Annotated in this window: 8 protein-coding genes; 6 read left to right on the top strand and 2 right to left on the bottom strand. The window is 70.8% G+C overall.

What is annotated here, in order from left to right; genetic code table 11:
- Nucleotides 1-382 precede the first annotated feature (382 nt).
- Nucleotides 383-3,106, top strand: a complete 2,724-nt coding sequence (locus tag FJV41_RS53775; protein WP_246137308.1) for an RIO1 family regulatory kinase/ATPase domain-containing protein — start codon at nt 383-385, stop codon at nt 3,104-3,106.
- An 81-nt stretch (nt 3,107-3,187) separates the two neighbouring features.
- Here the strand turns inward: FJV41_RS53775 and FJV41_RS20360 are convergent, their stop codons facing one another.
- On the bottom strand, nt 3,188-4,201 hold the full coding sequence (locus FJV41_RS20360) for a zinc-dependent alcohol dehydrogenase family protein (RefSeq protein WP_141644176.1): 1,014 nt from the start codon (nt 4,199-4,201) through the stop codon (nt 3,188-3,190).
- An 80-nt stretch (nt 4,202-4,281) separates the two neighbouring features.
- On the opposite strand from FJV41_RS20360, the gene FJV41_RS20355 reads away from it, so the two are divergent.
- The gene (locus FJV41_RS20355; RefSeq protein WP_246137307.1) at nt 4,282-5,274 is read left to right on the top strand and encodes a multiheme c-type cytochrome; all 993 of its coding nucleotides are present in this window, start codon (nt 4,282-4,284) and stop codon (nt 5,272-5,274) included.
- On the top strand, nt 5,271-6,815 hold the full coding sequence (locus FJV41_RS20350) for an NADase-type glycan-binding domain-containing protein (RefSeq protein WP_141644175.1): 1,545 nt from the start codon (nt 5,271-5,273) through the stop codon (nt 6,813-6,815). Before FJV41_RS20355 ends, FJV41_RS20350 begins: the two co-directional genes overlap by 4 nt.
- On the opposite strand, the gene FJV41_RS20345 is transcribed toward FJV41_RS20350, so the two are convergent.
- Complete coding sequence (locus FJV41_RS20345; protein WP_141644174.1) at nt 6,791-7,264, bottom strand: PIN domain-containing protein; 474 nt, start codon at nt 7,262-7,264, stop codon at nt 6,791-6,793. The two genes, FJV41_RS20350 and FJV41_RS20345, sit on opposite strands and share 25 nt — an antisense overlap.
- Nucleotides 7,265-7,315: 51 nt before the next feature.
- Here FJV41_RS20345 and FJV41_RS20340 point away from each other — a divergent pair, with 51 nt between their 5' ends.
- The 3 genes from FJV41_RS20340 to FJV41_RS20330 all read left to right on the top strand — a co-directional run bounded on the left by FJV41_RS20340 (nt 7,316) and on the right by FJV41_RS20330 (nt 10,737).
- On the top strand, nt 7,316-8,335 hold the full coding sequence (locus tag FJV41_RS20340) for a serine/threonine-protein kinase (protein WP_141644173.1): 1,020 nt from the start codon (nt 7,316-7,318) through the stop codon (nt 8,333-8,335).
- Nucleotides 8,336-8,437: 102 nt separating this feature from the next.
- Nucleotides 8,438-9,361, top strand: coding sequence for a VWA domain-containing protein (locus tag FJV41_RS53770; protein ID WP_246137306.1), 924 nt, complete (start codon nt 8,438-8,440; stop codon nt 9,359-9,361).
- Nucleotides 9,358-10,737 carry an adenylosuccinate synthetase gene (locus FJV41_RS20330; protein WP_141644172.1) on the top strand — a complete coding sequence of 460 codons (1,380 nt, stop codon included), beginning with the start codon at nt 9,358-9,360 and terminating at the stop codon, nt 10,735-10,737. Before FJV41_RS53770 ends, FJV41_RS20330 begins: the two co-directional genes overlap by 4 nt.
- Nucleotides 10,738-10,745: the final 8 nt, after the last annotated feature.

The raw sequence follows: 10,745 nt of genomic DNA, 5'->3' as shown, positions 1-10,745 counted from the left end.
CCATTCCGCCTAGCCCGCATGCCCGGTCTCCGGAATCTGGCGGGCTCCGCGGGGTTGTTGCCCCTGCCCTCTCTCCGAGCGATCGACATGCCGCCAGGTCGCTCGGCACCCAGGCCGCGTCTGCTCGGAACGGGCTGCCGGAGAGGCCTCGAGGACAAGGTCCGACATGACCCACCCGCTCTGGCGTCCCCTTGATACCCTGGAACCCTGGCAGACAAACTGTTAGCAGGCCGAGCGTCGGCCCTCCTGACTGCTCGCGGCGACAACGCGGTAGAAAGAGGGCCCCGCCAGATGTTCACATGCCACCGCGCGCTGCGAGTAGGGCCGCACCGCGCGCGTTTCGAGACACCCGCCCGAGCCCCATCAGGACTTCCGCCTCTGAATGAATGACTCGCTAGAGACCCTCCTCGCCGACGGAATCATCGAGGCCGTCATCGGCCAGTTGAAGACCGGTAAGGAAGCGGAGGTGTGGCTGGTTCAGCACTCCGGGCAGGTGGTCGCAGCCAAGTTGTACAAGCAGCGCCACGAGCGGAACTTCCGCAACAACGTGGGCTATCGGGAAGGGCGCGAGGTGCGCAACTCCCGGACGCGTCGCGCCATGGAGAAGGGCAGCCGCTTCGGGCAGGCCGCTTCCGAGGAGGCATGGAAGAGCGCCGAGGCCGACTCGCTCTACAAGCTGCACGCCCAGGGCGTGCGCGTGCCGACGCCGGTGATGTTCTACGAGGGCATCCTGCTGATGGAGCTGGTGCTCGACGCGCAGGGACAACCCGCGCCCCGGCTGGTGGAGGCTCCTCCGGCGACGCCCGAGGAAGCGCAGGCGATGTACGTGGACCTGCGGGCCCAGGTGGTCAGCATGCTGTGCGCCGACCTCATCCATGGGGACCTGTCGCCCTACAACATCCTGATGGGCTACCTGGGGCCCACCATCATCGACTTTCCGCAGACCATCGCCGCCGCGCGCAACAACCGCGCGGAGTTCTACTTCCGGCGCGACCTGGACAACGTGCGCGAGTTCCTCGCGGGCATCGCGCCCTGGCTGCACGGCGCCGGGGGCGACACGAGCGAAATCTGGAGCGCGTACACGCGGCGTGAGCTCACGCCCTCGTTCGTTCCCTCCGGCAGCTTCCGCGAGGCGCCGCGTCGCAATGGTAGCGCGGGCCGGGGAGCGAGCCGCCCCGTCCATGCGCAGCCGGTGGAAGCGCCCCCAGAGGCGCCCATGACGCCCGAGGAGGCCGAAGAGGCGGAGCTGCGCGCGCTGGAGGCATTGGTGCTCCGGCAGGGTGGTGGTGAGCGGAGCAAGCCTCCCGCGGCCCCAGCGCCGCGAGGCGGACGCCGCGGGCCCGGTCGGTCGCCGCCACGTTCCGGAGGCAATCGCCCGAATGCTCCCGCGTCGGCGCCGCGAACGGGTGGCGCTGGCGATCAGCGAAATGCCGCGCGCACGCCGCAGGGTGGTCAGCACTCGGGTGGACCGCGCTCGGCGCCGGCTGAGCAGCGCAATGGGAGTTCACGCGCGCCTCAGGTCGAGCAGCGCAACGGGAGCCCTCGCTCGCCTCAGGTCGAGCAGCGCAATGGGAGCACTCGCTCGCCTCAGGTCGAACAGCGCAACGGGAGCCCGCGCTCCGTGCCGGGTGAACAGCGCAGCAGCAGCTCTCGCTCGGCTCAGGTCGAACAGCACAGCGGGAGCCCTCGCGCTCTCCAGTTCGAGCAGCGCAACGGAAGCCCACGCTCGCCTCAGGGTGAACAGCGCAACGGAAGCCCCCGCGCCGCGCCGGATGAGCAGCGCAACGGAAGCCCCCGCTCGCCTCAGGTTGAACAGCGCAACGGAAGCCCCCGCTCGCCGCAGGTTGAACAGCGGAGCACCAGCCCGCGCTCCGCGCCGGGTGAGCAGCGCAACGGGAGCCCCCACTCGCCTCAGGTTGAACAGCGCAGCACCAGCTCGCGCTCCGCGCCGGGTGAGCAGCGCAACGGACGCACGCTCTCGCCTCAGGACGAGCAGCGCCACGGAAACACGCGCTCCGCGCCGGGTGAGCAGCGCAACGGAAGCACGTTCTCGCCTCAGGACGAGCAGCGCAGCGGTGGTCCGCGAGGCGCGAGTGATCCTCGCAACGGCGGTCCCCGTGACGCTCAAGGAGAGCCCCGCAACGGTCGGGCGGCTCGCGCGTCGGGGGACTCACGCAGCGGAACCCCGCGTGCCTCGGACGAGTCGCGCAACGCAGAACCTCGCTTCTCGGATGACTCGCGCAACGGGAACACTCGCGCTTCGGATGCTCCGCGCGGCGGTCACCCCCGTGCGTCGGACGAGTCGCGCAGCGCAGAACCTCGCTTCTCGGAGGACTCGCGCAACGGGAACACTCGCGCTTCGGACGCTCCGCGCGGCGGTCACCCCCGTGCGTCGGACGACTCGCGCAATGGCGGCTCTCGCGGCGCGGCTGAATCACGCAACGGAACACCTCGCGCTTTCGATGGCGAGCAACGGAACGGCAACGGCTCCCGCACCGCGGATGAATCGCGCAACGGCAGCCCGCGCACCCGCTCCAGCGAGCAGCACTCCGCCCCGGGCGAACACCACCGGGCCCCGAGAGAACAGTCCGGAGTGGACAACACCCGCCCGGCTTCGGGAGAGCAGCGCCGTGGCTCCTCACGTTCCGCGCAGGGCGAGCAGCGCGACGGAGGCCCTCGGTCCACACAGGGAGACTCACGCAGCGGCCCACGCGCCCCCCAGGGGGATTCCCGCAACGGCACGCCTCGTGAGCAATCCTCCGCGCCAAACGGACGTCACGGCAACGAGGTCCAGGCTGGCGCCGAAAGCCCCTTCCCCGAGTCGCGGCAGCGACCTGCCCGGAACGAGCAGCGAGGTGGCAATCGGGGCAACGGCAGGGCCTCACTGCCTGTCGTGGAGGCCCGCCCCGAGACGAACGCACCTGATGCCAATCCCGGCGGCAACACGCTGCGAGAGCCTCGGCAGAATGGGCCCGGCCCCCGGCAGCAACGTTCCGCTCCGAACCGGGGCGGCGGCTCCCGTGCTCCTCGCGGCGGTCCCCAGGTGAGCTACGTCGCTCGCAACAACAACCCTTCGGACTCGGGCCCGACGGAAACGGGTTCCTGACCACCCCGTAGGACCCAGGCCCGGTGAGCACTTCGCGTCACCGGGCCCGTCTCCACTCCTGCGATACAGAGCAGCACCCGCTCACCCGACGCGCACGACCACCTTCCCGAAGTGGGCGCCGCTCTTGAGGTGATGGAACGCCGCCACCGCCTCGTCGAAGGCGAAGACGCGGTCCACCACGGGACGAACCGAGTGCTGCGAGAAGGCACGCACCAGCGCCTCGAAGCCCTGGCGATGCCCCACCAGGATTCCCTGCACGCGAAGGTTCTGCATCAGGATGGACGTCAGCGGCACGGCGCCCGAGCCACCGCTCAGCACGCCGATGACGGACACCGTGCCCCCGGGCCGCACCGCGCGCAGTGACTTCTCGAACGTCCCGGCCCCACCCACCTCCACGACGTGGTCCACGCCCGCGTTCCCCGTGAGCGCCCGCGCCGCCTTGTCCCAGTCCGGCGTCGTCACGTAGTTGATGAGGTCGTGCGCTCCCAGCGCGCGCGCCCGCTCCAGCTTGTCGTCGCGACTGGAAGTGATGATGACGCGCGCGCCCAGCAGCTTCGCGATCTGCAGCGCGAAGATGGAGACGCCGCCCGTGCCCTGGAGCAACACCACGTCTCCCGCCTTCAACGCGCCATAGGTCACCAGCGCGCTCCACGCCGTGAGCGCCGCGCATGGCAGCGTCGCCGCCTCCTCGTCCGACAGGTACGCGGGCGTGAGCATCACCCCGTCCTCGTGCAGCACCATCGTGTCGCCCAGCGCGCCGTCCAGCGGCCCCCCCAGCGTGTGCTGCTGCGCCGTGCGCGTCGGCTCACCCGCGGGCCACGCCTGCGAGAACAGGCCCATCACCCGGTCTCCCTGCTTCACGCGCGTGACGCCCTGCCCCACCGCGTCCACCACACCCGCGCCGTCCGAGTTGGGAATCAGCGGCAGCTTCTGCCTCGGGTTGTAGCGACCTTCCACCATCATCAGGTCGCGGTAGTTGAGGCTCGTCGCCTTCACCCGCACCCGCACCTGGAACGGGCCCGGCTCGGGGTCCGGCCGCTCGCCCAGCACCAGCTTGTCCAACCCGAATCCGCCTCGAATTTCATAGGCCCGCATGGGTCGGGTTCTACCGCGCCCACGCCCCAGAGTGGGAGTCGCGCTCGCACACGGAGGGCGCCTACACTCCCCGCCTCATCGTGAACGCCCTCTTCCTCATCTGCGCACTGCTCGCCTCCGCGCCCGGCCCTCGCTTCCCCCAGGGCACCGCGCGCATGGAGGTTGGCCCCGCGCCGCACGGGCTCCCCGATTGGAGCGTCCAGCGCTGCGCGGAGTGCCACGCACCCCAGGTCGAGGCCTGGAAGCGCAGCGGCCACGCCACCGCGCGCACGGACGATGTCTTCCAGGTCGCCATCACCGAGGACCGGCCCGCCTGGTGTGTCCAGTGTCACGCCCCGCTCGCGCGGAACCTCGAGCGCGGCGCGCTTCCCACGGGCAGCCCTCCCGAGGAGCACGGCGTCACCTGCGCGGGCTGTCACGCCCCCCTCGGTGACGCGAAGGCCGCCCCCGCGATGCCCTGCGCGGGCTGTCACCAGTTCGGCTTCCCGGTGCTCCAGGGCGATGGCCAGCGCGTCCGGCTTTCCGACACCCAGTGGCAACAGGACACCGTGGGCGAATGGACCCGGTGGCGCAAACAGACGGGGGACACGCGCCACTGCACGAGCTGTCACATGCCTCGCGGCGACCACGGACTGGGCGGCACCCGTCGCACGGAGTCCCTCAAGGCCGCGCTCGTCGTGGAGGCCGTGGACGGCGCGCTCCTGCTCTCCACGCGCGATGTGGGCCACGCCTTCCCCTCCGGTGACGTCATGCGCTGGGTCAGCGTGGAGGTCTCGGACCAACCCCTCTTCGAGTCCTCGCGCACCGTGGCCACGCTGGGCCGTCGAATTGAAGTGCGCTCCTGGCCACCGGAGCCGCTACCGCACCTGGGCGCCGTCGAGGACACCCGGCTGCTTCCGGGCCCGCCTCGCCGCATCCGCATGCCCGCGGGCGCGCGTTATGCCCGCGTCGTCTACCACCTGGTGTCCCGAGAGCAGGAAGACTCGGGACTCTATCCCCCGGGGCTCTCACAGCTGGTGCTGTGGGCCGCGCCCCTTCCCTCGACCCGCACACCCCTGGAGCGCAAGCCATGATTCTCCTGTCGCTCATCCTCGCCGCCGCGCCGCCGGTCCTCCTGGAGCCCGACGCGGGCACCGCCCACCGCCTGCATCCCCGCCGCGTGACGGCGTCCTCCTTCCTGGAGAACGGCTGGAACAAACACGCCCAGAACTACCTCCCCCTCTACGTCGCCGACGATGACCCGGCCACCGCCTGGGTGGAGGGCGCCAAGGGACGCGGCGAGGGCGAGGCCATCGAGTGGTGGGGCCCGGAGCTGACGCGCGCGAAGTCCTTCCGCGTCTTCCTGCGCAACGGCTACCAGAAGACGGACAAGCTCTACCGGGCCAACGCCCGTCCCAAGGGTGTGAAGCTGGAGCCGCTCGTCCAGGGCGAGACGGGGCCGCAGACGACGGGCACCGCCGTGGAGGTGGAGCTGAAGGACGTGCTCGGCTGGCAGGAAATCCCCCTGCCCGTGCCCGGCAAGGTCCAGGGCGTGCGGCTCACCCTCGTGTCCACCTATCCCGGCGCGTCGTACGACGACACCTGCCTGAGCGACCTGCGCGTCTACGTGGAGGGCGAGGACCCCTACAAGGCGGAGATGGAGACGGCCGCCTTCGAACAGGTGCGCGCCTACGCGTACGAGCGGAAGATGGCCGCCGCGCGCAACGACACGCAGGCGAAGCTGGAGTGGGCGCCTCGCTACAAGACCGAGGACCTCTTCATCCAGAAGAACACCGAGAAGCAGCAGGAGGTCTTCTACCAGACGGAGCGCACCCCCACGAAGTGGCTGGCCCAGGTGAAGGTGAAGGACTCCTACAAGGCGGAGTTGGCTCGCGCGAAGGCCGCGGCGGCGCTGTTCGACCGCGCCAGCCTGAACCTGGACGGCGACAAGTCCGAGGCCCGCTCGAAGTGGGTTCGCGTGAGGCCCGCGCTGCTGCGCCCGCAGAAGGCCGCCGCCAGTTCAGCGCTGTCCTCCATGGATGACCCTGGACTCGTGCGGGTCGCCGGCCTGCTGCACCTGGCGGATGCGTCCTTCTTCGAGTCCGACGCCACCCAGGCCCAGATGCGCGCGAAGATCGCCAGCACCCACAAGGCCGAGTCCCGCGCGCTCGCCGCCTGCGTCAAGCAGTGTGAAGCGGACCGCAAGGGCCGGACGCTCTCCGAGCCCGAGGAGATCTGCGGCTGCGATGAACAGTGCATGGGCTGCATGGGTGACCGGGAGCCCGAGCTGAGCACCCGGAGCGAGCAGCTCAAGCACCAGCTCACCGGTGGCGAGTACGTCCAGGGCTCGCTCGCCCAGCCCACCGCGTTCCTGCGCGGCCTCAGCGAGGAGAACGGCAGCCGCGAGTCGTGGATCTCCTTCCGCCAGACGCTCGTCACCTACTCGGGCGAGAAGGCCGACACGGTGCTCGTCTTCGGAAACCGGAACGCGGAGGACGGTGGAGAGCCCGTCTTCGTGCACGTGCTCGACTGGAGCGAGTCCGGGGGCAAGGCGAAGCTGAGCGCCATCACCACCTTCATTATCGGCCTCGAGTCGGTGCGCGTGCTTCGCTACCGCCCCGCCACCAACGCCTGAGCCTCCAGTCGCGCCACGGCCTGCCGGGGGGTGAGGATGACGAAGGGCATCCCCTGTCGGTCCGACATCGACAACACGCGCTTGTCCTTGCTCACCAGCCACGCGGCCCCCGCCCGGGCGGCCAGGAGGAGGAACTTCTGGTCGTCCCGGTCCTTGCAACGAGGCAGCTCCAGCGAAGGCCCTGACGCGTCCGGCGGGAGCACCTTCACGCGCGCCCGGTAGCGTTCCAGGGCCGTCCTCCGGCCCTCCAGGTCTCGCCCCGGCAGGAAGTGGCGCGACGCCAACACGAAGCCCAGCTCCGCCAGCGTCGCGTCCTCCGCCCACGCCTCCAGCGCGCCCGCCTCCAGCGCCGTCTGGAGCACGCGCAGCGCGGGGTCCTCGAAGACGTACAGGTCCAGGACGACGTTGGTGTCGAGCACCACGGGGAGCGGAGGCGTCAATGGGGACATTCGGGTTCCTGGAGGCTGCGGTATGCTTGCCCGGCACTGTGTGAGGGGTGGATGGAACTACAGCTTTTGAAGTGTCCTGGCTGCGGCGCGAAGCTTCCACCCCCGTCCTCACCGAATGGCATCCTCACCTGCGACTACTGCGGTGCCATGGTGTCCGCGAAGGGCGCGGCTGTCTGGCCCAAGCCCGCTCGCCCCGCGGACGACCCTCCCTTCGCTCCGGACCGACCCCGCGTCACGGTGGCGAACACGCGCTACGTGCTGCTCGGGCGCCTGGGCCGAGGCGACGGCAGTGACGTGTTCCTCGCGCGCCGCGACTCCCGCCTCACCGAGCTGGTGGTGCTCAAGGTGGCCCGCGCGCTCGACGACAAGGACTTGCTCGCCCGCGAATACGAGGTGCTGGAGGACCTGCAGCGCACCGACGCCCAGGGCGCCGAGTACTTCACCCGCCTGCTCCCCCAGCCCGTGGCGCGAGGCACCGCGAAGGACCCCGAGGGCATCGCTCGCGCGGCGCTGGTGTACCGGTGGACGAGCGGCTTCCAGCACACCTTCTCGGAGGCGCGTGAGGTGTACTCCGATGGCATCGACCCGCGCGCCGCGGTCTGGATGTGGAAGCGCGCGCTGGAGCTGCTGGGCTTCGTGCATCGCGCGGGCTACGTCCACGGCGCGGTGCTGCCGCCCCATCTGCTCCTCCATCCCAGGGACCACGGGCTGATGCTGGTTGGCTGGTCCAGCGCCGTGCGGCACCGCTCGTTCCAATCCCTGCCCTCCACCAGCGCCTCGCACCGGGACTTCTATCCCGACGCGCTGTGGAATGGAGGCGTGCCCACTCCGGAGACGGACGTGGCGATGTGCGCGCGCTCCATCACCTGGGTGCTCGGTGGAGACCCGGCGACGGGCGCGGTGCCGTCCCGCGTGCCAGCGCCCCTGGCGGAGCTGCTGCGCGCGCAGCATTCGGGGCGGAGTGGCCTGGACGTCGATGCGTGGAGCGTGAAGGAGCAGGTCTCCGCCGCCGCGCAGGAGGCCTTCGGTCCGCCGAGTTACGTTCCCTTCACCCTGCCTGGGTGGCGTTGAGCGCGGCCTGGCCGTGCGAGGAAGGAGAGTCGAGCCATGGGTTACGGGAGCTACAGCCACGCGGCACATGCGGCATTCACACGGGCCCGTGAGGAGATACCCGTGCAGCGCGTCTTCCGACAGGAGCGCTGTCACCCGCTGATGGACCCGCACGGCGTGAAGTGGCGGGAGAGTCGCGACAGCGAGGCGCATTCCAAGTCCCTGGGCATCGTCTTCGCCCTCGACGTCACGGGCTCCATGGGCTCCATCCCGGAGCTGCTCGCCCGGCGCCGTCTGCCTGACTTCATGAAGTCCCTGATGGACGTGGGCATCCCGGACCCTCAGGTCCTCTTCATGGCGGTGGGCGACGCGAACAGCGACCACGCTCCGCTCCAGGTGGGCCAGTTCGAGTCCTCCGAGCGGCAGATGGACCAGTGGCTGACGTCCAGCTACCTGGAAGGCGGCGGCGGAACGCCCGGCACCGAGTCCTATGAGCTGGGCATGTACTTCGCCGCGCGCCACACGGACCTGGACTGCTGGCGCAAGCGCAAGCACCGGGGCTACTTCTTCATGACGGGCGACGAGCGCCCCTACGGGTACGTCTCCCGCAAGCAGGTGAGGTCCCTCATCGGCGACACGCTCGACGAGGACCTGCCCGTGCGACAGGTGGTGGAGGAGCTCCAGGTCGGCTTCGAGCCGTTCTTCCTCATCCCGGACCTGGCCCGACGCCGCAACTGCGAGCGCGACTGGCGGGAGCTGCTCGGAGACCGCGTCATCTGCATGGAGGACCCCACCGACACGGTGGATGTGGCGGCCAGTCTCGTGGGCCTGTGCGAGGGCGCCATCCCAGACCTGGACGCGCTGGCCCGACATCTGGAGAAAGGCGGACTGGAGCGACCCCGACGCGGCGCCGTCATCCGCGCGCTCACGTCCTTCGCCGCGACGCTGGGGCGCGATGGCACGCCACAGCCTCGCCTGGAGGATGAGCCGCTGCCCACCAACGACGCCAACTCCGGCCACCGCCGCATCCCTCGCGACGAGCGATGAAGGCGCCCCGCGCGGCCCACGTCGTCGTCGACCTCGGCTTCGGCGACGCGGGCAAGGGCACGCTCACGGACTGGCTGGTGCGGCGCCACGGCGCCCAACTCGTCGTGCGCTTCAACGGAGGCGCCCAGGCGGGCCACAACGTCGTCACCGATGACGGCAGGCACCACACCTTCTCCCAGCTCGGCGCGGGCACGTTTGTCCCGGGCGTGGCCACGCACCTGGCGCACTCCACCGTCTTCCATCCGCTGGCCCTCCACGTGGAAGCGCAGTACCTCGCGGAGCGCGGTGTCCCGGACGCCCTGTCGCGCGTGACGGTGGGCGAGCGCGCCCGCGTCATCACCCCGTTCCATCAAGCGGCCGGACGACTGCGCGAGCTGGGTCGGGGCGCGCGGCGGCATGGCACCTGCGGCGTGGGCGTGGGCGAGACGATGCGCGACGCGCTCGCGCATCCGGAGGCCGCCGTCCTCGCGGCAGACCTGTGTCGACCCGACGTCCTCACCAGGAAGGCCCGCGCCGCGCAGGAGCGACTTCGCGCGGAGCTGGCCGAGGTGCGGCGCGCCGCCATGGGCCATCCCGACTCCGCGCCCGAGCTGGGACTGCTGGAGGACTCCGACATCCCCTCGCGCTGGGTGGAGGCCGTGCGCGTCATCCATCCCGAGCAGCGCGTGGTGGGCGATGGCTGGCTCGGCCCCCGGCTGCGCGAGGGCCACACCATCTTCGAGGGCGCGCAGGGCGTCCTGCTGGATGAGTGGCGCGGCTTCCATCCGCACACCACCTGGAGCACCTGCACCTTCGAGCCGGCCCTGGCCCTGCTGCGCGAGCAGGGCTTCGACGGGGACGTGCATCGACTCGGCGTGCTTCGCGCCTACGCCACGCGCCACGGCGAGGGCCCCTTGCCCACCGAGGAAGCATCGCTCGCGGCCTTGGTGCCCGAGCCTCACAACACCGCCGACGGCTGGCAGGGCGGCTTCCGCGTGGGCGGGTTCGACGCGGTCCTCGGACGCTATTCGCTCCAGGTCTGCGGCGGTGTGGACTCGCTCGCCCTGACACATGTGGACAGGCTTGGCCCGCACTGGCCCGTGTGCTCCGCGTACCACGCACCTTCCGGCACCGCGGAAGACGAGGCGCTCGTGGTGCGCGACGAGGCCGGGCGCGTCACGGCGCTGCGTCCCGGCGCGGCCCAGGACCTCGCATGGCAGGCACGACTCACCGGGGCGCTCGCCCGCTGCACACCCGAGCGGACGACGCTGTCGCTGGGAGAGAGCGCCGACACCCGGACTCAGCGCTTCGTCACCTGGGTGGAGGCGACCCTGGGCGTGCGCGTCTCCGTGACGTCACAGGGCCCCAGGGCCCGGGACAAGCGCTCCCGGGGCTGACGACGAGA

The organism is Myxococcus llanfairpwllgwyngyllgogerychwyrndrobwllllantysiliogogogochensis (genome assembly GCF_006636215.1).
GTDB lineage: Bacteria > Myxococcota > Myxococcia > Myxococcales > Myxococcaceae > Myxococcus > Myxococcus llanfairpwllgwyngyllgogerychwyrndrobwllllantysiliogogogochensis.
Note: the sequence above shows the minus strand (reverse complement) of the source record. Positions and strands in the feature narration are given on the sequence as shown.